Annotated in this window: 15 protein-coding genes and 1 tRNA gene; 8 read left to right on the top strand and 8 right to left on the bottom strand. The window is 72.3% G+C overall.

Annotation, left to right across the window (positions count from 1 at the left end):
* Positions 1 to 42: 42 nt before the first annotated feature.
* The 8 genes from F3L20_RS01635 to F3L20_RS01600 all read left to right on the top strand — a co-directional run bounded on the left by F3L20_RS01635 (position 43) and on the right by F3L20_RS01600 (position 7,869).
* Positions 43 to 2,109, top strand: a complete 2,067-nt coding sequence (locus F3L20_RS01635; protein ID WP_150151400.1) for an ATP-binding protein — start codon at positions 43 to 45, stop codon at positions 2,107 to 2,109.
* Between the two features lie 206 nt (positions 2,110 to 2,315).
* Positions 2,316 to 2,780, top strand: coding sequence for a hypothetical protein (locus F3L20_RS01630; protein WP_150151397.1), 465 nt, complete (start codon positions 2,316 to 2,318; stop codon positions 2,778 to 2,780).
* Positions 2,781 to 2,871: 91 nt separating this feature from the next.
* Positions 2,872 to 3,564, top strand: a complete 693-nt coding sequence (locus F3L20_RS01625) for an SAM-dependent methyltransferase (RefSeq protein ID WP_150151393.1) — start codon at positions 2,872 to 2,874, stop codon at positions 3,562 to 3,564.
* A complete protein-coding gene (locus F3L20_RS01620; protein WP_150151390.1) occupies positions 3,561 to 4,451 on the top strand; it encodes a bifunctional DNA primase/polymerase in 891 nt (296 codons plus the stop codon). Before F3L20_RS01625 ends, F3L20_RS01620 begins: the two co-directional genes overlap by 4 nt.
* An 86-nt stretch (positions 4,452 to 4,537) precedes the next feature.
* Positions 4,538 to 4,879: a hypothetical protein gene (locus tag F3L20_RS01615; protein WP_150151387.1), complete on the top strand. Its 342-nt coding sequence runs from the start codon at positions 4,538 to 4,540 to the stop codon at positions 4,877 to 4,879.
* Positions 4,876 to 6,036, top strand: coding sequence for a DUF3631 domain-containing protein (locus F3L20_RS01610; RefSeq protein WP_150151384.1), 1,161 nt, complete (start codon positions 4,876 to 4,878; stop codon positions 6,034 to 6,036). Before F3L20_RS01615 ends, F3L20_RS01610 begins: the two co-directional genes overlap by 4 nt.
* Positions 6,037 to 6,214: 178 nt before the next feature.
* Positions 6,215 to 6,418 (top strand): helix-turn-helix domain-containing protein, encoded by a 204-nt coding sequence (locus F3L20_RS01605; protein WP_019527422.1) that lies wholly within the window; start codon positions 6,215 to 6,217, stop codon positions 6,416 to 6,418.
* Positions 6,419 to 6,483: 65 nt separating this feature from the next.
* Positions 6,484 to 7,869 carry a tyrosine-type recombinase/integrase gene (locus tag F3L20_RS01600; protein ID WP_150151381.1) on the top strand — a complete coding sequence of 462 codons (1,386 nt, stop codon included), beginning with the start codon at positions 6,484 to 6,486 and terminating at the stop codon, positions 7,867 to 7,869.
* 44 nt (positions 7,870 to 7,913) lie between these two features.
* On the opposite strand, the gene F3L20_RS01595 is transcribed toward F3L20_RS01600, so the two are convergent.
* The 8 genes from F3L20_RS01595 to F3L20_RS01560 all read right to left on the bottom strand — a co-directional run bounded on the left by F3L20_RS01595 (position 7,914) and on the right by F3L20_RS01560 (position 20,800).
* Positions 7,914 to 7,990 (bottom strand) — tRNA-Thr (locus tag F3L20_RS01595).
* 118 nt (positions 7,991 to 8,108) lie between these two features.
* Complete coding sequence (locus F3L20_RS01590; protein ID WP_150151378.1) at positions 8,109 to 9,695, bottom strand: alpha/beta hydrolase; 1,587 nt, start codon at positions 9,693 to 9,695, stop codon at positions 8,109 to 8,111.
* Between the two features lie 237 nt (positions 9,696 to 9,932).
* Positions 9,933 to 11,138, bottom strand: a complete 1,206-nt coding sequence (locus F3L20_RS01585) for a DNA polymerase III subunit delta' (protein ID WP_150151375.1) — start codon at positions 11,136 to 11,138, stop codon at positions 9,933 to 9,935.
* Between the two features lie 157 nt (positions 11,139 to 11,295).
* Positions 11,296 to 14,481 carry a dTMP kinase gene (gene tmk / locus F3L20_RS01580; protein WP_150151372.1) on the bottom strand — a complete coding sequence of 1,062 codons (3,186 nt, stop codon included), beginning with the start codon at positions 14,479 to 14,481 and terminating at the stop codon, positions 11,296 to 11,298.
* Between the two features lie 134 nt (positions 14,482 to 14,615).
* A complete protein-coding gene (topA, locus tag F3L20_RS01575; RefSeq protein ID WP_150151369.1) occupies positions 14,616 to 17,444 on the bottom strand; it encodes a type I DNA topoisomerase in 2,829 nt (942 codons plus the stop codon).
* 245 nt (positions 17,445 to 17,689) lie between these two features.
* Entirely contained in the window at positions 17,690 to 17,887 is a 198-nt protein-coding gene (locus F3L20_RS01570; RefSeq protein ID WP_150151366.1) for a hypothetical protein, read from the bottom strand.
* Between the two features lie 723 nt (positions 17,888 to 18,610).
* Positions 18,611 to 20,140, bottom strand: a complete 1,530-nt coding sequence (locus tag F3L20_RS01565) for a DUF7059 domain-containing protein (RefSeq protein ID WP_206338846.1) — start codon at positions 20,138 to 20,140, stop codon at positions 18,611 to 18,613.
* 69 nt (positions 20,141 to 20,209) lie between these two features.
* Positions 20,210 to 20,800, bottom strand: a complete 591-nt coding sequence (locus F3L20_RS01560; RefSeq protein WP_145829270.1) for a small secreted protein — start codon at positions 20,798 to 20,800, stop codon at positions 20,210 to 20,212.
* Between the last annotated feature and the right edge of the window lie 132 nt (positions 20,801 to 20,932).

Below are 20,932 nucleotides of genomic sequence, written 5' to 3'. Positions count from 1 at the left end.
CCTCACAACCGCCCCAGTGGGGCAGTCAGGAGAACTCCCAGCATGTCTGAGAACGTCGTACACCTCCACAAGGCCCCTGACGGGCCCACCTCGCGACCCGTGCCGTTGTGGGTCCGGTCGGGGCGCGCCGTGAAGGCTGCGGTGACGCACGAGCGCACCCGGTCGGCCGGCCGCGCCGTTGTCCGGCACGGCCTCTACACGTTCAACGGCGGGCGGATCGTGGCCCGCCGTGCCTGGGACGGCCGTACCGGCGCCCGCTATGAGCGGATGATCCGGGCGGCGGAGGCCGCGGGGAACCTGGAGGCGGCGGAGGAGTGGGAGGAGCGGCTGAGCCGTTTCCGCGCCGCCCGCCATCACCGCCGTATGGACCTGCTGCACTCGCCCGTGGATGCTGCCAAGGGTGTAGCCGTGGGCGCTGGCATGAGCATCGGCGTCCTGGTCGCCCTCGGCGTCGTCCTCGCCATCAACTCTGGTGAGGTGAGGGACGTGGTGACGCCGTTGTCGGCGACCATCGACTTCATCGCGTTACTCGTCCGCATCGTGCAGATCGTCTGGGGACCGGCCGTCACGATCGGCCCGTTCCTCGCGCTGCTCGCCCTGTGGGCCGTCGGCCGGCAGCAGCAGGCAGCACCCCATTGGGCGCTCCCGGCGAACGTCCGCTCGGGTGAGGGGGAGCCGATCACGCCGTCCATCGTGGTCAAGGCGCTGCGCGACCTCGGTATCCCCGCGCTGCGCAACGCCATCAAGGAGATGGGCGACGCCGGAGCGTCCATGCTCGGGCCGATCACGATCGCGGGATGCGGCGTGGAAGTCGACGTCACGCTCCCGTCGGGGGTGTCGACGATCGAGGTGCAGAACCGGCGGCGGAAGCTCGCGGAGAACCTCACCCGGCACGAGCATGAGGTATTCATCACCATCCCCCAGGCCGCCCGCACCGTCCGCCTGTGGATCGCCGACTCCGGCGCACTGGACGAGCCGATCGGCCCGTCCCCGCTGGTCACCGACGAGACGCTGACCGCCGACTACGCCAAGGGCAAGGCACCGTGGGGTCAGGACCTGCGCGGCGACGCCGCCGCCCTGTCCCTCTACCAGCGGCACCTGCTCATCACCGGCCTGTCCAACCAGGGCAAGACCGCCGCCCTGCGCGCGCTCGCCCTCTGGCTGGCGCTGGACCGCACGGTGGAGTTCCGGATCGCCGACCTCAAGGGAGCCGGCGACTGGGCCATGTTCGACGGCCTCGCCACCGTGCTCATCCAGGGCCCGACCGATGACCACGTCATCGAGGCGACCGAGATGATCGAGGACGGCGTGAGCGAGATGGAGCGCCGTCTCCAGGCCCCGCCCGGCACCGCCTTCCCGCCGCTGATCCTGCTGGTCGATGAGGCGCAGGTGGCGTTCATGTGCCCGCTGGTCGACGCCGACAAGCGGCCCTACGGCGGCTCCAAGGCCACCTCGCGGTACTTCATGGCCGCCCGCAAGATCCACAACCAGGGGCGGGCGGTGAACGTGCTGCTGTGGCAGGGCACCCAGGACCCCACCGACCAGAACCTCCCCAAGCTGGTCCGCGAGGGCGCCCACACCCGCGCCGCTCTCGCCCTCGGCACGGAGTCGCAGGCGCGCATGGCGCTGGGGGACAAAGCCGTCGACGGCGGCGCCGCCCCCAACCTCCTGCGCCCCGGACTCGACAAGGGCACCGTGGTCGTCGCCTCCGACGGGATCGCCATCCCGGCGGGGCAGTCGTCCATCACGGTCCGCACGCACTACATCGACACCGACACGGCCACCGAGGTCGCCGAGCGTGCGAAGCGGATGCGGGACGGGGTGACCACGCTGCGGGTCATCGACCGCGGCGAGGACCGTGACCCGCTCGCCGACATCCACAGCGTGTTCGGCGAGAGCCCGCGGCTAGTCACCCAGGACGTCCTCAAGCGGCTCACCGCGCTCAACGAGGACGCCTACGGACGGTGGACGTTCGCCGACCTGCGCCGCGTCCTGGACGGCACCGGCGCGGAGCCGTACAAGTCCGACGGCCGCATGGTCGTCGCCCGCGAACGCCTCACCCGCGCCCTCGCCAACCGCGACTCAGACGGTTCCGCTTCCGCCGGATGACGGCAGGGAGCCGACCACCTGCGGGTCAGGGAGGCAGGGAGAACTCCCTCACAGCCTCCCTGACCCGCCTCCCTGCCCCTGACCAGCACTCTTGACCGGTCAGGGAGTCAGGGAGGCCCGCACGTCAGACCCCCGAAACCCCCCTCCAGAACACCCCGGCAGGGGGTGTCTCCACCTCCCTCACCGAGCACCGGAAGGGATTCCGCATGCACGCCGACCACAACCCCAAACGCCCCGCACAGCGGGCCGTGGAAGTCCACCAGCCCACCCCGATACCGCCCCCGGCCGTCCACCCGGCGCCGGTCGTGCCGGTACAGCCAGGAACGGTGCCGACGGTGGCGAGCATCGTCCTCCCCAACGGACGCGTCGTCACCGGCTACGCCATCGACCCCGCCCGAACCGAACCCGTGGCCGCCAAGCCGGCCGTCTCCCGTGCGGCGGTGAACGTCGCCCTCGGAGGCGTCGGCTTCCTCGCCGTCTGCGGCGGACTGCTGCTGCTCACCTCGTTCATCGCCGCGCTCACCGCGTTCGTCGCCCAGCTCGTCATCCTGGCCGCCGTCGTCTTCGGCGGCTGGCTCGCCGTCCAGGTCCTCGGCACGAACGGCGGCAGCAGCGGCACGACGGTGAACATCCGCCGCGCCGTGTTCAAGCGCAACCACTTCCACAGCTAGCTACGCCAAGGGCGGCCCCCACCTCACGCCAATGAACGCGGGGCCGCCCTTGCCCAACCAATCCACAACAGATCTGTTGGAGGACTCCAGCATGACCCACCCCGCCATCGTCCGGCGAGTGTCCGGCCGTCGGCCGCACTTACTGGACCTGTTCTGCTGCCAGGGCGGCGCAGCCGCGGGCTATGCCGACGCCGGTTTTGACGTGACCGGCGTCGACATCGCCCCGCAGCCCCGCTACCCGTACCGGTTCGTGCAGGCGGACGCGATCGCCTACGCCCTGGAGCACGGGGCCGGATTCGACTTCATCCACGCCTCGCCGCCGTGCCAGCACGACAGCGAGTGCCAGCGCATCCAGGGCAACACCCACCCCGACCTGATCGCCCCCACCCGCGCCGCCCTGGAAGCCACCGGCCGTCCGTGGGTCATCGAGAACGTGCGCGGCGCGGTGCCTAAGCTGCGTCAGCCGGTGATGCTGTGCGGGCCCATGTTTGGAGTGGCCACCTACCGGCACCGGTTCTTCGAGACCGGCGGCGGCTTCACCCTCCCCCAGCCCGCCCACCCCGCGCACCGGGTCCCGCAGGCGAAGATGGGCCGCCCCGTCCCGCTCGGCCACTACGGGCAGTTCGTCGGCAACTTCTCCGGCGTCGACCTCGCCCGCCGTGTGATGGGCGTGCCCTGGATGAACCGCGATGGCATCCGAGAATGCATCCCGCCCGCTTACACCCGCTGGACCGGCCGCCACGCCCTCACCCACCTCGCCGCAGCGTGGGAGGTAGCAGCGTGAGCGAGCACCTGCTGAATGCGGCCCTGGAAGCGGCAGAACGCGGCTGGCACGTCTTCCCGCTCCGGCCGTGCACCAAGCGGCCCGCCCTGCACGGTGAGAGGGCCTGCACCCGCACTGGCCCGTGCGCGGCCGGGCATCTGAAGTGGGAGCAGCGCGCCACCACGGACCCGGACCGTATCCGCGCGGCGTGGTCACGGGCGTCGTTCAACGTCGGGATCGCTACCGGTCCGTCGGGGCTGCTGGTGGTCGACCTGGACACGCCCGAGCACAAGGGCAATTCGGACGCGCCTTGCGGCGCGGCGACCTTCGCAGCGCTCTGCGAGCGCGCCGGGCACGCCGTCCCCACCACCTACCGGGTGCGGACCGCGACCGGCGGGACGCACCTGTACTTCACCGCCCCCGACGGCGTGCAACTGCCTAACACGGCGGGCACGGTCGCGGAATCCGTCGACACGCGGGCGTGCGGCGGTTACGTCGTCGCCGCCGGCAGCATCGTCCCCGCCGGACGGTACGAGGCGCTGAATGCCGCTGTGGCCGCACCGCTGCCCGGATGGCTGCTCGCCATCCTGCGTCCAGCTCCCGCGCGCTCTGCGGGCCCGTTGCGGTTGCCTGCGGTCGACGGCAGCCGCGCGGCCGTGGCCGCACTGGAAGCCGAGTGCGCCACGGTGGCCGCCGCCCCGGACGGCCTGCGCAACACCACGCTCAACCGCAGCGCGTTCAAGGTGGGGCGGTTCGTTGCATGGGGCGACCTCCCCCGCCACGTGGCAGAGGACGCCTTCCAAGCGGCGGGCGAGGCGGCCGGACTCACCGCTGCCGAGTGCCGCACCACCATCCGCAGCGCCCTGGACAGCAGCCAGCGCACCGCCCGCCCGCGGGAGGCTGCATGACCACCGCACCCCGCCCCCGCTTGGAAGGCCAACCGACCGCACACACCGGCCCGCACGCCGCCCCACAGCCTGTGGACGCAGCGGCCGTGGGCGAGCCGAAGGGCGCCGCCCGTCAGGGCGTCGTAACTGCTCTTCCCCGCACGACGAGCCGATTCCCGGCCGACGGCGCGCACCCCAGCGCCGACCCGACGCCAGAGCGGCCCGGAATCCGCATCTACGCCCCGCCGGTCTACCGCCACCACTACGACGGCGCCCGCTGGTCCAAGCGGCACGCCAGCATCCCCACCGCCGCCTACGCCTGCCCCTGCGGCCACACCAACAAAGCGCGCGGAGCGGACGCGGTGGCGGCGCTGGTCACCGAGTACGCCGCGCACAAGCACTTCTGTACGGGAGCTCCCGCCCTGCCGGAACGGAGGAACGCCGCATGACCCCCACCACGCTCGACGGGGCTGCGCTGCTGGACGAGGTGGAAGCCTTCCACCGACGGTTCAACGTCTTCCCCACCGAAGCCGCCTACGTCGCGGTCGCCCTGTGGGACGCGCACGCCCACCTGCTCGACTGCTTCGACTCCACCCCCCGCCTCGCCTTCCTCTCCCCCGAACCGGGGTCCGGAAAGTCGCGGGCGCTGGAGATCGTGGAAACCCTCGTGCCACAGCCAATGGTGGCCGTCAACGCGTCCGCCGCCGCCCTGTTCCGGGCCGTCTCCGGGGCCAACGGCCGGCCGACCATCCTGTTCGACGAGATTGACACCATCTTCGGCCCCAAGGCCGGGGACAACGAGGAACTGCGCGGATTCCTCAATGCCGGCCACCGCCGCACTGGGGTCACCTACCGGTGCATCGGCGACGGCGGCAACCAGACCGTGCAGGCCTTCCCCTCGTACTGCGCGGTCGCGGTCGCCGGACTCGGCTCCCTGCCGGACACGATCCTGACCCGCTCCGTCGTCATCCGCATGCGCCGCCGAGCCCGCAGCGAACGTGTTGAGCCCTTCCGGGCCCGCATCCACGAAGCCGAGGGACACGCCTTGCGCGATCGCCTCGCCGCGTGGGCGGAGCAAGCACGCGACCAGGTGGCGGGAGCCTGGCCGGAGATGCCGGACGGCGTGACCGACCGGCCGGCCGACGTGTGGGAGCCGCTGCTCGCGGTCGCCGACGCCATCGGCGGCCACTGGCCCGAGCGCGCCCGCGAGGCGTGCGTCACGCTGGTCACCGCAGCGCAGCACACCGACAAGCACAGTCTCGGAATCCGGCTGCTGACCGACCTGCGCGACCACGTGCTCATCGGTATCGACCGACTGCCGACCGTCGCCATCCTCGACCGGCTCAACGCCCTCGACGACGCCCCCTGGGCCGACCTCGACGGCAAGCCGCTCGACAACCGGCGCCTGTCCCGGATGCTCGCGGAGTACATGACGGCCGACAACGAGCCGATCCGCTCCCGCAACATCCGCACCGCCGGCGGAGTTCTCAAGGGATTCCACGCCGCCGACCTGGCCGACGCGTGGGCCCGCTACTGCCCACCTCCCCAGAACACCGCTACAGCCGCTACGCCGCTACAGCCCAGCTCAGAGCCGGTGAATCTGTAGCGGCACCCGAGCGTGTAGCGGCTACACCCACTACCCCGTAGCGCACACGTAGCCGCTACACGCCACTTCTCCGCTACAAAAATCCGCCCGCTGACCTGCGATGTAGCGCTGTAGCGGATGTAGCGGACTTCTGAGAGCAGGGTCACCCGCCAAGCAACCCCGCCTAGGAGACATCCGGATGAGCACAGTCATCGCCGCGCCTGTGGACCGGCTGCTCTACACGCCGGAGGAAGCCGCCGAAGCTCTCGCTATCGGCCGCTCCACCCTCTACGAGCTGATGGCCGACGGAGCCTTGAAGTACATCAAGTTGGGACGCTGCCGGCGCATCCGGCGCTCGGACCTTGAGGCCTACGTGGCCAACCTCGCTCCCCTGCCCAACTGACCCACGCATCATCACCAGGCGGCCCCCGACCTCGCGTCTGGGGCCGCCTCCGCATGGAGGAACACATGAGCCCCCGCAGGGCGAACCTGGAATCGTCCATCTACCTCGGCAATGACGGCTGGTGGCACGGTCGCGTGACGATGGGCGTCAAGAACGACGGCAGCCCGGATCGTCGGCACCGTAGGGCACGCACTGAGGCCGAGGTGCGGCGCAAGGTCCGCGAGTTGGAAACTCTTCGCGACAAAGGACGCGCGCCCAAGGCCGGACGTAAGCCGACGGTGGAGCAGTGGATGACCACCTACCTCACCGACATCGCGTCGCTGAAGCTCAAGCCCCGTTCCCTGGACGACTACTGGTCCAAGACCCGGAACGACATCATCCCCGGCATCGGCAAGCACAGGCTCGACAAGTTGGCCCCGGAACACCTTGAGCGGATGTACCGGGCCATGCTCGACGAGGGCCACGCTCCCTCCCACGTGCTGAAGGTCCACCGCATCCTGTCCCGCGCCCTGAAAATCGCTCACCGCCGCCGTCTCGTCGTGGAGAACGTCGCCACGCTCGTGGACCCGCCCAGCGTGGACGAAACGGAGGCGAACCCGTTCACCACCGAGGAAGCCAAAGCGTTCCTCGAGGCCGCCGCCAAACGGCCCACCTTCATGAGGTGGTGCGTCGGGGTCGGAATGGGATTCCGACAGGGTGAAACGCTCGGCTTGCGGTGGCCGTACGTCGACCTCGACAACGAACTGTTCAGGCCCGAGTGGCAGCTTCAGCGCCTCACATGGCGGCACGGCTGCAAGGACCCGCACGCATGCGGCGCCCAGTTCCATCGCTTTGAGCCCTGCCCCGCAGACTGCAAGACGCACAAGAGCTACAAGCGCGGGTGCCCCAAGCCGTGCCCGAAGGGCTGCACGCGGCACGCTCGGGCTTGCCCCGAGCGACAGGGCGGCGGGCTGGTGTTCACCCGGCCCAAGACCAAGAAGAGCCGCAACGCCGTGCCGATCCCCCCGCCGTTCATCCCGTACCTGCGCGAGCACAAGGCCCAGCAGGACGAGATGCGCGCCGCAGCCGGGGAGCTGTGGCAGGAACACGGGCTTGTCTTCACCCGACCGGACGGACGGCCCCTGGACCCCCGGCAGGACTGGGCGGAGTTCAAGGAACTACTCGCGGAAGCAGGCATCGACGACCGCCGTCTGTACGACGGGAGCCGCCACACCGCCGGCACGATCCTGAACGAGCTGGGGGTGGACATGCCCACGATCATGGAGATCCTGCGGCACACGCAGATCAGTCAGACCCGGCGGTACGTGAAGGGAAGGTCTCACCTCTCCAAGGACGCGATGCGCCGCATGGGGGACACGTTCATGCCCAGCCCCAGAGCCGCTACTGAGACCAGAACTGAGACCCCGGACACCCGCGCGGCCCGCTCCCGCCGTCGGCGCCGCATCCGCTGAACGACAAAACCCCAGGTCGGATGCCTTCCGTCCTGGGGTTCCAGTGGAGCCGCCTTCGGGATTCGAACCCGAGACCTACGCATTACGAGTGCGTTGCTCTGGCCATCTGAGCTAAGGCGGCGCGCCGTGTGCACCATGGTGCGATCAGCGACGTCGGTAAGTCTACACAGTTTCCGAGGGTGCTTCGTACCGGCCCCGGAGGCGGGCCCGAGCCACCGCCTCCGGGGTGCCCGCACCCTCTACGAGCAGCGCTTTCCGTTCCTCGGAGGGGTGCCGTCGATCAGGTAGGTGTTGATCGCGGAGTCGATGCAGGAGCTGCCGCGGCCGTAGGCGGTGTGGCCGTCGCCCTCGTAGGTGAGCAGGCGGGCCGAGTCGAGCTGGCCGGCCAGGGCCTCCGCCCAGCGGTACGGGGTCGCCGGGTCCCGGGTGGTGCCGACGACGACGATCGGGGCCGCGCCCTTCGCCTCGATCCGCTGCGCCTCCCCCGTGGCCCGCACCGGCCAGTAGGCGCAGTTCAGCGACGCCCAGGCGAGCCCCTCGCCGAACACCGGGGACGCCTTCCTGAAGGCGGGGAGCGCCTGCCGCACCTGGTCCGGTCCCTCGAAGGCGGGCGGGAGGTCGAGGCAGTTCACGGCCGCGTTGGCGAACATCAGGTTGCTGTACGTCCCCTTCGCGTCCCGCTCGTAGTAGCTGTCGGAGAGGAAGAGGAGCCCGGCGCCGTCCTTCTCCTTCATCGCCGCCGTCAGCGACTCGCGCAGCTGCGGCCAGGCCGCCTCGTCGTACAGGGCGGCGATCACGCCCATGGTCGCCAGCGACTCGGTCAGCCTGCGGCCGTCGGCGTCACCGGTGGCGAGCGGGCGGGCGTCGAGCGCGTCGAAGAACGTCTTCAGGTTCTCGCCGACCCGCGCCGGGGACGCCCCCTTGCCGCCGAGCGGGCAGTCGCTCTGCCGCACGCAGTCCTCGGCGAAGGCGGTGAACGCCGCGCCGAAGCCCTCCGTCTGCTCCAGGTTGAGCTGCCGGGCGGACAGCGAGGGGTCCATCGCGCCGTCCAGCACCAGCCGCCCGGTCCGGTCCGGGAACAGCCCCGCGTACGTCGCCCCGAGCAGGGTGCCGTACGAGGCGCCGACGTACGTCAGCTTCTCGTCGCCCAGCGCCGCGCGCACGATGTCCATGTCCCGGGCCGCCTCGACGGTCGACACATGGCGCAGCAGCTTCGGCGCGCCCGCCCCGCACCCCTCGGCGAACTTCCGGTACGCCGTGACGAGCGCCTCGGTCTCCTTCTCGTCGTCCGGCGTGGTGTCGACGCGGGTGTACGCGTCCATCTCCGGCCCGTCCAGGCACTCGACGGGCTCGCTGCGGGCGACGCCCCGCGGGTCGACGGCGACGACGTCGTACCGGGCGCGCACGTCGGCCGGGTAACCGAGGCCGGCGTACGCCTGGAGGTAGCCGACCGCCGAGCCGCCCGGTCCGCCGGGGTTGACCAGCAGCGAGCCGAGCCGCTTGCCGGGCCCTGTGGCCTTCTTGCGGGAGACGGCGAGGCGCACGTCACCCGCGGACGGTTCGGCGTAGTCGAGCGGGGCCTTGAGCGTGGCGCACTGGAAGCCGGGGGCGCCGCAGTCCCGCCAGGCCGGTTTCTGCTTGTAGTACGGCGCGAGGGCCGACGGCGTGGGGCCGGGCAGGGGGGCGAGGGCGGCGGCCGCTCCCGCCACCGGCGTACTGGCCCTGCTCGTCGAACTTCCGGAGGAGCAGCCCGCGAGCAACAGCGCGGCCGTGGCGAGCAGGGCGGCTGCGGTACGGGTCCTGCGTGGGGTGCGCCTTGTGTGCATGCTGCGAGCGTAACGGTGCGCGACCGGGTGAATGCTCTGTGCACACGCCGTTCCCCGTACGAGTTACGGCGCCACGGCGCGGTATGACCGGGCCGCCGTCGTGCGGGGGCTCAGCCGGCCTTCGGTGACCGTGGCTCGACCGGCCTTCGGTGACCGTGGCTCGGCCAACCCTCCGTGACGGTGGCTCGACCAACCCTCCGTGACGGTGGCTCGACCGGTTCCCCGGGTGACGCCGGCTCAGCCCGCCCTCAGCGCCATCGTCATCGCCTCCACCGCGAGCAGCGGCGCCACGTTGCGGTCCAGTGCCTCACCGCAGGCGGCGATCGCCTCGATCCGGCGCAGCGTGGCCTCCGGGGTGCTGTTCCGGGCCAGTCGCTCCAGCGCGTCCTCGGCGTCCGTGTTGGCGAGGGCGATGCGGGAGCCGAGCTGCAGGGCGAGGACGTCCCGGTAGAAGCTGGTGAGGTCGGCCAGGGCGACGTCGAGGCTGTCGCGCTGGGTCCGCGTCCTACGCCGCTTCTGCATGTCCTCCAGGTCCTTGACCACCCCTGCCGTGCCGCGGGGCAGTCGGCCGCCCTGGACCGCGCCGAGCGCCGCCTTGAGGTCCTCGGTCTCCTTGCCGTCCATCTCCTCGGCGAGCTGCTTGGCGTCCTCGGCCGCCGCGTCGACGAGTTCCTGAGCGGCCTTCAGCGCCCCGCCGACGTCCTCGACCCGCAGCGGCAGCTTCAGCACGGAGGCGCGGCGGGCGCGGGCGGCCGGGTCGGTGGCCAGACGGCGCGCCCGGTCGACGTGGCCCTGGGTGGCGCGGGCGACGGAGGCGGCGACGTCCGGTTCGATGCCCTCGCGCCGGATCAGCATGTCGGCGACGGCGTCCACCGACGGCGTGCTCAGGTTGAGGTGGCGGCAGCGGGAGCGGATCGTCGGCAGGACGTCCTCGACGGAGGGCGCGCACAGCAGCCAGACCGTACGGGGGGCGGGCTCCTCGACGGCCTTGAGGACGGCGTTGGCCGACTTCTCGTTGAGCCGCTCGGCGTCCTCGACGAGGATCACCTGCCAGCGGCCGTTCGCCGGGGCGGTGAACGACTTGCGGACGGTGTCGCGCATGTCCTTGACCAGGATCTCCGCGCCGACGGCGGCGACCGTGGAGACGTCGGCGTGGGTGCCGACCAGCGCGGTGTGGCAGCCGTCGCAGAAGCCGCAGCCGGGGGTCCCGCCGAGGGCCCGGTCCGGGCTGACGCACTGCAGCGCGGCGGCGAAGGCCCGCGCCGCCTGGTTGCGGCCGGCGCCGGGCGGGCCGGTGAACAGCCACGCGTGGGTCATGCGGGACGCCTCGGGCGGGGGCGCGTCGCTCGACGCGGCGGTGACGAGCGCGTCCGCGTCCCGGGCGGCGGCGGCGAGCTGTTCGCTCACCCGCTGCTGTCCGACGAGGTCGTCCCACACGGTCATGGGTCAGCCCGCCCTTCCGTCACATCGGTGCCTTGCCGGATCCATTGTGCGGGTCGGCACCGACACACCCGTCCCGGCGGGCGTCACATCCGCCGCCTACGACGGTGCCGGGCGCGCCCGAAGGCCCGCCCGGCACCACCTGTGGAACAAGCGCCCCTCAGCGCCGACGCCACCGCCCGCCGCCACGGCCCTCGTCGTCGCCCTGGTCGTCGTGCGGGCCGAGCAGTTCGTCGGCCAGGGACGGCAGGTCGTCCAGCGGGGTCTCCTCGGCCCAGTCGGACCGCTGCCGACGGCGCGGGGCGCCTTCGGCGTCCACCTGGGGCAGCTCACGCGTACGGTCCTCGGGCTCCTCCGCGCCCCGGCCCGGACCGGGCTCGCCGCCCCGCACCGGAGGCAGTACCGCCGTCTCGTCGGCCGCGCCCGGCGGAACCGGGGGCAGCACCGCCGTCTCGTCCGCCGCACCCGGCGGCACCTGCGGCAGGGGCAGTTCCGTCGTCACCTCGGTGTCGGCCGGCGCCGGCCGGTCCGGCTCCGGTGCGCCGTCCTCGTCCCGCACCCGGGGCAGTACGGCCGTCTCGTCCACCGGTCCGCCCGTCGCGTTCGTCGGCGTCACCAGCGGCGTCGGCACGGTCAGGGCCTCGTCGGCGGCCGGACCCGCGGAAGGCCGGGGCGGCGTTCCGGAGGGCCGGGCCGGGGCCTCGGAGGGCGTCACGGTGTTGCGCGGGCCCGCCTCCGCGGCGGCCGCCGCGCGCTCGGCGAGCTGCCGGGCCTGCTCCGCGCGCAGCAGTGCCTCCTCCGCCTTGCGCTGCTTCTCCAGGCGCTGTGCCTCCGCCTCGGCGCGCAGCCGCTCCTCTTCCTCGGCCTGCTTGCGGCGGCGCTCCTCCTCGGCCTTGCGGCGCGCCTCCTCCTCGGCACGCGCCTTCTCCTCGGCGAGCAGCCGCTGACGCTCCTCCTCGGCACGCCGGCGGGCCTCCTCGGCACGCTGCCGGGCCTCCTCCGCCTGCCGCTCGGCCTCGCGCCGCTGGGCCTCCTCCAGCTCGCGCCGCTTGCGCTCCTCCTCCTCGGCGCGCAGCTTGGCGAGCTGCTCCTCGCGCTCACGCTCCAGGCGCTCCTCCTCGGCCTTGCGGGCGGCCTCCTCCTCCGCCTTGCGGCGGGCCTCTTCCTCGGCCTTGCGGCGCGCCTCCTCGCGCGCCGCGATCTCGGCCTCGGACAGCGGCAGCACCCGGTCGAGCCGGTGCCGGATCACCGTGGTGACCGCCTCCGGCTCCTGGCCGGCGTCGACCACCAGATAGCGGCCGGGGTCGGCGGCGGCCAGCGTGAGGAAGCCGGAGCGCACGCGCGCGTGGAACTCCGCGGGCTCGGACTCCAGCCGGTCGGGCGCCTCGGTGAAGCGCTCCCGCGCGGCCTCCGGCGAGACGTCGAGCAGCACCGTCAGGTGCGGTACGAGTCCGTCGGTGGCCCAGCGGTTGATGCGGGCGATCTCGGTGGGCGACAGGTCCCGCCCGGCGCCCTGGTAGGCGACGGAGGAGTCGATGTACCGGTCGCTGATGACCACGGCGCCGCGCTCCAGCGCCGGGCGCACGACGGTGTCGACGTGCTCCGCGCGGTCGGCGGCGTACAGCAGGGCCTCGGCGCGGTGCGAGAGGCCGGCGCTGGAGACGTCCAGCAGGATGGAGCGCAGCCGCTTGCCGACCGGGGTCGCCCCCGGCTCGCGCGTGAGGACGACCTCGTGGCCCTTGGAGCGGATCCACTCGGCGAGCGCCTCGGCCTGGGTGGACTTCCCGGCGCCGTCGCCGCCCTCCAGGGCGATGAAGAAACCGGAGGCGGCGGAGGTGGGCGCGGGGTCGTCGCCGCCGAGCAGCGCGTCGCGCAGGTCCTGCCGCAGCGGGACGCCGGAGCGGTCGTCGACCTTGGCCAGCACCAGCGCGGCCACCGGCAGCAGCAGCGCGCCGACCAGTATGAGCGTGAAGGCGGCGCCGCCGTGCGCGAAGACGAACTTGCCGTTCTCCAGGCGGTGCGGTCCGATCGCCGCCGCCGCCACGGGGGCGACGACCGCGCCGAGCGCCACGTACACGCGGACCACCGCGTGCAGGTGCTCGGTGACCCGGGCCCGGCGCTGCTCCTCGGTCTCCTGGTCGAGCAGGGTGTGCCCGATGTTGGCGGCCATTCCCGCGCCGGCGCCGGCCAGGGTCAGGATCAGCAGCACGCTGGTCACGTCCGGCACGAGTCCGGCGGCCAGCAGGGCGACGCCCGTGAAGGCGAGCGTGAGGGAGAGCATCCGGCGCCGGGACAGGGACGGCATCAGCAGCGGCGCGGTACGGATGCCGACGACCACGCCGCCGGTCAGCGCGCCCACCATCAGGCCGAAGAGCACGGGCCCGCCGCCCAGGTCCTTGGCGTGCAGCACCGACACGGCGACGGCGGCCGCCACCGCGCCGGCCACGGACGCGCCCGCGAGCACCAGCAGCGGCAGCGCGCCGGTGCGGCCCTTGTCGGGTCCTGCGGCGCCCCGCGGGCGGCGCAGGCCCTCCAGCGGCGAGCGCGGGCGGGGCGTGCGGGTGCCGGGCAGGTCCAGGAAGGTGACGACGGACAGCGACGCGGCGAACAGTCCCGCCGCGACGTACGAGGCGAGCGCCGCCTGGTGCTCGCCGAACCACTCGATCCCCGTGCCCAGCAGGTTGTTGCACAGGGCGGCGACGACGAGCGTCAGGGCGGCGAGCGGTATCGCGACGAAGCCGGTGCGCAGGGACAGCCGGCGCAGGGCGTCCATGTGGTCGGGCAGCGGCCGGATGCTGGCGCCCTCGGGCGGCGGTCCGGGCAGCAGGGCGGGCGCGGCGCTCTCGCGGCACACCGTCCAGAACCGCTCGGCGACGCCGGCCACGAACGCGGTGACCAGGAGGATCGCCAGCGCGTTGTCCGGGGTCCAGTCGATCCACAGCGGCGCCACGATGAGCAGCGCGGCCCGCAGTCCGTCCGCGCCGACCATGGTCCAGCGGCGGTCCAGGGGCCCGTCCTGGGAGGTGAGTGAGGTGAGCGGGCCGAGGAGCACGGCGCCGAACAGCAGCGTCGCGAGGATGCGCACGCCGAAAACGGTCGCCACTGCGAACGCCGCTCCGCGGTACCCGCCGCCGAACGCCTGCTCGGCGACCGAGGCCTGGAGGGCCAGGAGCACCAGCACGAGGAGGGCGAGGACGTCACCGATCCCGCCCACGAGCTGCGCGCTCCACAGTCGTTTCACCTGCGGTCGGCGCAGCAGGGCGCGGACGGCACGCTCGCGGGAGTCCGCGACAAGGGCGTCGTCGGGGGCCGGTTGAGGGGCCGTGGGCTGCTCGGCTCGCGTCATGCGTTCAGCCTATCGGCCCGCGAGGACAGCCCGCGGCCGACGCGCCTGACATGCACACGTCCCGACACGGAACCGTGCCGGGACGTTCGCATTCCGAACGCCGGGTGGTGGAACCCGGCGTCACCGGACGGGGATCAGTCCTCCGCGCCGTTCGCCGCGGTCGCCTTCTTGGCGGCGGCCTTCTTCGTCGTCGTCTTCTTGGCGGCCGTGGTCTTCTTCGCCGCGGTCGTCTTGGCGGCCGCGGTCTTCTTCGCGGGCGCCTTCTTGGCCGTCGTCTTCTTGGCGGTCTTCTTCGCCGTCTTCTTGGCGGGACCCTTGGCCCGCTTCTCGGCGAGCAGCTCGAAGCCGCGCTCCGGCGTGATCGTCTCCACACTGTCGCCCGAGCGCAGCGTGGCGTTCGTCTCGCCGTCGGTCACGTACGGGCCGAAGCGGCCGTCCTTCACCACGACCGGCTTCTCGCTGACCGGGTCGGTGCCCAGCTCCTTCAGCGGCGGCTTGGCCGCGGCCCGGCCACGCTGCTTGGGCTGGGCGTAGATCGCCAGCGCCTCCTCCAGCGTGATGGTGAAGAGCTGCTCCTCCGACTGCAGCGACCGCGAGTCCGTCCCCTTCTTCAGGTAGGGCCCGTAGCGGCCGTTCTGCGCGGTGATCTCCTGGCCCTCGGGGTCGGTGCCGACCACGCGCGGCAGGGACATCAGCTTCAGCGCGTCGTCGAGCGTCACCGTGTCCAGGGACATCGACTTGAAGAGGGAGGCGGTACGCGGCTTGACCGCGTTCTTGCCGGTCTTCGGGGTGCCCTCGGGAAGGACCTCGGTGACGTACGGGCCGTAGCGGCCGTCCTTGGCGACGATCGTGTGCCCGGTCGCCGGGTCGGTGCCCAGTTCGAAGTCGCCGCTCGGCTTGGCGAGCAGTTCCTCGGCGAGCTCGACGTCCAGCTCGTCGGGGGCCAGATCCTCCGGGATGTCGGCGCGCTGGTGCTGCTCGGTGTCCTTCTCGCCGCGCTCGATGTACGGGCCGTAGCGCCCGACCCGCAGCACGATGCCGTTGCCCACCGGGAACGACGACACCTCGCGCGCGTCGATGGCACCCAGGTCGGTCACCAGCTCCTTGAGGCCGCCGAGGTGGTCCCCGTCACCGTTGCCCGCCTCGGCCGCGTCGCCGTTGCCGGTGCCCTCGCCGAAGTAGAACCTCTTCAGCCACGGCACGGCGCGGGCCTCGCCGCGCGCGATGCGGTCGAGGTCGTCCTCCATGCGCGCGGTGAAGTCGTAGTCGACCAGCCGGCCGAAGTGCTTCTCCAGCAGGTTGACCACGGCGAAGGAGAGGAAGGACGGCACCAGGGCCGTGCCCTTCTTGAACACGTAGCCGCGGTCGAGGATCGTGCCGATGATCGACGCGTACGTCGACGGGCGGCCGATCTCCCGCTCCTCCAGCTCCTTGACCAGCGACGCCTCGGTGTAGCGGGCCGGGGGCTTGGTGGCGTGCCCGTCGACCGAGATCTCCTCGGCGCTCAGCGCGTCGCCCTCGGCGACCTGCGGCAGCCGGCGCTCACGGTCGTCGAGCTCGGCGTTCGGGTCGTCGGCGCCCTCGACGTAGGCCTTGAGGAAGCCGTGGAAGGTGATGGTCTTGCCGGACGCGCTGAACTCGACGTCACGGCCGTCGGCGGATGTGCCGCCGATCTTCACGGTGACGGAGTTGCCGGTCGCGTCCTTCATCTGCGAGGCGACGGTCCGCTTCCAGATCAGCTCGTACAGCTTGAACTGGTCACCGGTCAGCCCGGTCTCGGCGGGCGTGCGGAAACGGTCCCCCGAAGGACGGATCGCCTCGTGCGCCTCCTGCGCGTTCTTCACCTTGCCCGCGTAGGTGCGCGGCTGCGGCGGCAGGTAGTCGGCTCCGTACAGCTGCGTGACCTGGGCGCGGGCGGCGGCGACGGCCGTCCCGCTCAGGGTCGTCGAGTCCGTACGCATGTAAGTGATGTAGCCGTTCTCGTACAGCTTCTGCGCGACCTGCATGGTGGCCTTGGCGCCGAAGCCGAGCTTGCGGCTCGCCTCCTGCTGCAGCGTCGTCGTACGGAACGGCGCGTACGGCGAGCGGCGGTACGGCTTGGACTCGACCGAGCGGACCGCGAACCGCGTGTCCGCCAGGGCGGCGGCGAGGGCGCGGGCGTTCGCCTCGTCGAGATGGAGGGTGTTGGCGCTCTTCAGCTGCCCCAGCGAGTCGAAGTCGCGGCCCTGCGCGACCCGGCGTCCGTCGACCGTCTGCAGCCGGGCGACCAGCGTCGACGGGTCGCTCGCGTCACCGGCGCGGCCGGTGGAGAAGGTGCCGGTCAGGTCCCAGTACTCGGCGGTGCGGAACGCCATGCGCTCACGCTCCCGCTCCACCACGAGCCGGGTGGCCACGGACTGGACGCGGCCGGCCGACAGGCGCGGCATGACCTTCTTCCACAGGACCGGCGAGACCTCGTAGCCGTAGAGACGGTCGAGGATGCGGCGGGTCTCCTGGGCGTCGACCAGCTTCTGGTTGAGCTCGCGCGGGTTGGCCACGGCCGCCCGGATCGCGTCCTTGGTGATCTCGTGGAACACCATGCGCTTGACCGGGATCTTCGGCTTGAGCACTTCCTGGAGGTGCCACGCGATGGCCTCGCCCTCGCGGTCCTCATCGGTGGCGAGGAAGAGTTCGTCGGACTCCTTCAGCAGGTCCTTGAGCTTCTTGACCTGGGCCTTCTTGTCCGCGTTGACCACATAGATCGGCTGGAAGTCATGGTCGACGTCCACACCGAGGCGGCGCACCTCGCCGGTGTACTTCTCCGGAACCTCGGCAGCGCCGTTGGGAAGGTCGCGAATGTGCCCGACGCTCGCCTCGACGATGTAGCCAGGGCCGAGATAGCCCTTGATCGTCTTCGCCTTGGCAGGCGACTCGACGATGACGAGTCGGCGGCCGCCGTTCGCGGTCTCGCTGGTCGGGGACAACTTCGCTCTTCTCTCCGTCGACGCTCGGGCCTCCCCAGGCGCTTCTCCCCGGGGGCGGGTCATGGTGACGCTGCGGAGTGTGACGGTACATCCCGCCCCCGTGTCAAACGGGAAAAGCCCGCAACGGCCACTCGAACGGTAACCCGACTACCACCGTTCCTGCCGCCCGGAGTGTCCAGACTCCGCCCGCCCATATGCGGAGCGCGATCTTACGGTTACCGGCGGCGGCCGGTGACGCCGGTTCCTCAGAGGCGGGTGAAGCACCAGGCGCCGAGGGCCAGGGAGACGACCGCGACGCTGCCGGCGACGGTGACCGATGCGACACGGCTCACACCGAGGGCGACCGGCCGGCGGTGCCGCGCGCGGGTCACGGTCCAGGCCAGCAAACCGGCGCCGAACAGGCAGAACACCATCCCCGTGAAGATCGCCGGTCCGCTCTCCATCGTCGCCCGCGCCCCCTCTTACCCGTCCGTGTACCGCCCTGGGGGGACGCTGCCACGCCCGGGCGGCACCGGGACGAACCGGAGGTGAACGCCAGGGCTCGGGGGAGAAGCGAGGAAGCGGGAAACGGGCCCGTACGGTGCGCTTCCGAAAAAATCCGATCGATCCGGACGGCCCGGCACCGCGCCCGACATGGGCGTGAAAGATGCGGCGGAAGACACAGGGGTGCACGCCCGTTGGTCAGCGTGATCTGTGTGACGGCTGGGACACGGGGGCCTGACCGGGCGCCCCGACAGCGTGACGGGGTGCCCCGTGAGCGTGACATACAGCCCGTAAGCGTGGCGGACGGCACGTGAGCGTGACGGGTGGCCCGCGATCGGGTCGGGGCGGCGCGGGGCAGGCCGGGATCCGGGCAGGGCGGCCAGGGGACCCGGGATTCGGGCAGGGCGGGCCAGGACCGGGGGCAGGGCGACCCGGGATCCGGGCAGGGCGGGCCCAGGACGGGGGGGGCGACCCGGGATCCGGCAGGGCGGGGACCCAGGACCGGGGGCAGGGCGACCCGGGATCCGGGCAGGGCGGGCCCAGGACCGGGGGCAGGGCGCCCGGGATCCGGGCAGGGCGGGCCCAGGACCGGGGCAGGGCGACCCGGGATCCGGGCAGGGCGGCCCGCGGTCGTGAACGGGCGCCCCTCGATCGTCGCGGAGCGCCCCCGCCTCCGCCCCGCCTCAGCCCACCGGGTTCAGGAAGCCCTGCTCCACCAGCAGCCGGATCTGGGCCGGCGTCCGGTCGCGCAGCAGCACGGGGTCCTCACCGAGCAGCTGGGCGATGGCGTCCAGGATCCGGCCCGCGGTCATGGTGCCGTCGCACACGCCCGCGAACCCCGCGGCGATCGTGTCGACCTTGGTCGCCCGGCGCATCCCGCGGTTCTGCCGCAGCACGACATGCTCCGGGTCCTCGGCGCCGGGCAGCCCGACCTGCTCCTGCACCACCTCGGGCGCCAGCTCGAACCGCGCCTCCAGCAGCGCCGCGTCGTCGTGCGCCCGCAGGTAGTCGAGCCGCTCGAAGTGCGCCCGGACCGCTTCGCCGAGCGGCTGCTCCACCGGGTGCGGCCACTCCTCCACCGTGACCGACGGCACGGCGGCACCCGACCTGCGCAGGGTGATCCAGCCGAAACCGACGGCCTTCACCTTGCGCGCCTCGAACTCGTCGAGCCACGCGTCGTACCGCGCCCGGTACTCCGCCTCGTCCCCGCGGTGGTCGCCCGCGTCCCGCAGCCACAGCTCGGCGTACTGCGTGACGTCCTGCACCTCACGCTGCACGATCCACGCGTCGCAGCCGCGGGGCACCCACGACCTGAGCCGGTCCTGCCAGTCCTCCCCCTCCACGTGCTGCCAGTTGGCGAGGAACTGGGCGAACCCGCCCTCGTTCAGCCGCTCCCCCGCCTCCGCGACGAGCGTGCGGCACAGGTCGTCCCCGCCCATCCCTCCGTCACGGTAGGTGAGCCGGGCGCCGGGCGAGATCACGAACGGCGGGTTGGACACGATCAGGTCGTACGTCTCGTCGTCCCGCAGGGGTCCGAACAGCGAGCCCTCGCGCAGATCGGCGGCCGGGACCCCGGAGAGCGCGAGGGTGAGCGCGGTGATGTGCAGCGCGCGCGGGTTCAGGTCGGTGGCCGTCACGCGGGTGGCGTGCCGCGCGGCGTGCAGCGCCTGGATGCCGGACCCCGTGCCGACGTCGAGCGCGGACGCCACGGGCGTACGGACGGTGATGCCGGCCAGGGTGGTGGAGGCGCCGCCGACGCCGAGCACCACGCCCGCGTCCCGGCTGCCGATGCCCCCGGCGCCGCCGACCGCGCACCCGAGGTCCGACACCACGAACCAGTCCTCGCCGCCCGGCCCGCCGTACGGCCGTACGTCCACGGTCGCGGTCAGCGTGTCGGGGCCCGGACTCGTGAGCCACCCGCTCTCCAGGCAGGCGTCGACGGGCAGGACCTCGGCCACTCCCGCGCGCGGCACGGGCTGCTGAAGCAGGAACAGCCGTACGAGCAGCTCCAGCGGTGTGTCCCCGCGGGTGGCACGGAGCGCGGGCACGGTCTCGCTGCGGGCCAGCGCCGTGTACGCGGGGGCGCCGAGCAGGTCGAGAAGTCCGTCGGCGGTGAAGGAGGCGCCGAGCAGCGCCTCCCGCAGCCGGACGGCGGCGTCGGGGCGGTCGGACGAGGGCAGGGGCGGCAGGCTGGCGTCACTCACGCCCCCCATTGTGGCCGCCACCCCGGCCCGGCGCGCACCGCGCCCGCTGAGCCGACGTCAGCTCCGGCCCTGCGCGGCTCAGCTCTTGGTCGCTCCCGCCGACGCGGTGGCGGTCTGGCAGCTGGCCTGCCGGGACATCGCCTCGCCGACCTTGCCCTCCTCCAGCGTGCTGAGGGCGTCGCTGCCGCTCTTGCTCAGCTTGTCCAGCTCGGCCGCGATGTCCTTCAGACCGTCGGCGAACTTCGCCTGGTCCTCGGTGTTGAGGGCGTCGACCTGCTTCCTCAGGGTGGCGTAGGACGCGGAGATGCTGTTGAGCTCCTTGACCGCGTCCTGCTGCTTCTGCTCGCCGTTGTCGACGTCCGGCGCCCCGGCCTTGCTCACGGCCGCGCCGATCGCCTTGTAGGCGTCGGACATGTCCTGGAAGGCCTTCGAGTCGGCCTGCTGGACCGCCTGCGGCGTGCTGTTGTCCGAGGTTTCCTTCTGGATCGCGGTGTTGGCCGACTTGATCTTGGCAGCCTGCGGCTGCACCGCGTCACAGACGTCCTTCGCCCATGCGTCCAGCTTCTCGTCGCTGTCGTCGCCGCCGCATCCCGTCAGCGCCAGTACCAGTACCGCACCGCCGGACAGCGCGGCCGCGAGCTTCTTGTTCACCGGATTGGTCCCTTCCATGGCCTTCGGCCCCGGAACATACACGCCGGATGGCCTACACCCACTCGTCGAACGTCCGGTACCCCCCTTTTTAGAGCCATTTGCACCAGGCGAGAGAAGGCTCACGAGCACACGGACACCGCGGGCGGGCGA

The sequence above is a fragment of the Streptomyces tendae genome (assembly GCF_008632955.1).
GTDB lineage: Bacteria > Actinomycetota > Actinomycetes > Streptomycetales > Streptomycetaceae > Streptomyces.
Note: the sequence above shows the minus strand (reverse complement) of the source record. Positions and strands in the feature narration are given on the sequence as shown.

Bases quoted from the DNA above. Each gene is read 5' to 3' on its own strand.
- F3L20_RS01635 (WP_150151400.1), top strand. From the start codon at position 43: ATGTCTGAGAACGTCGTACACCTCCACAAGGCCCCTGACGGGCCCACC.
- F3L20_RS01630 (WP_150151397.1), top strand. From the start codon at position 2,316: ATGCACGCCGACCACAACCCCAAACGCCCCGCACAGCGGGCCGTGGAA.
- F3L20_RS01625 (WP_150151393.1), top strand. From the start codon at position 2,872: ATGACCCACCCCGCCATCGTCCGGCGAGTGTCCGGCCGTCGGCCGCAC.
- F3L20_RS01610 (WP_150151384.1), top strand. From the start codon at position 4,876: ATGACCCCCACCACGCTCGACGGGGCTGCGCTGCTGGACGAGGTGGAA.
- F3L20_RS01605 (WP_019527422.1), top strand. From the start codon at position 6,215: ATGAGCACAGTCATCGCCGCGCCTGTGGACCGGCTGCTCTACACGCCG.
- F3L20_RS01600 (WP_150151381.1), top strand. From the start codon at position 6,484: ATGAGCCCCCGCAGGGCGAACCTGGAATCGTCCATCTACCTCGGCAAT.
- F3L20_RS01590 (WP_150151378.1), bottom strand. From the start codon at position 9,695: ATGCACACAAGGCGCACCCCACGCAGGACCCGTACCGCAGCCGCCCTG.
- F3L20_RS01585 (WP_150151375.1), bottom strand. From the start codon at position 11,138: ATGACCGTGTGGGACGACCTCGTCGGACAGCAGCGGGTGAGCGAACAG.
- tmk (WP_150151372.1), bottom strand. From the start codon at position 14,481: ATGACGCGAGCCGAGCAGCCCACGGCCCCTCAACCGGCCCCCGACGAC.
- F3L20_RS01570 (WP_150151366.1), bottom strand. From the start codon at position 17,887: ATGGAGAGCGGACCGGCGATCTTCACGGGGATGGTGTTCTGCCTGTTC.
- F3L20_RS01565 (WP_206338846.1), bottom strand. From the start codon at position 20,140: ATGGGGGGCGTGAGTGACGCCAGCCTGCCGCCCCTGCCCTCGTCCGAC.
- F3L20_RS01560 (WP_145829270.1), bottom strand. From the start codon at position 20,800: ATGGAAGGGACCAATCCGGTGAACAAGAAGCTCGCGGCCGCGCTGTCC.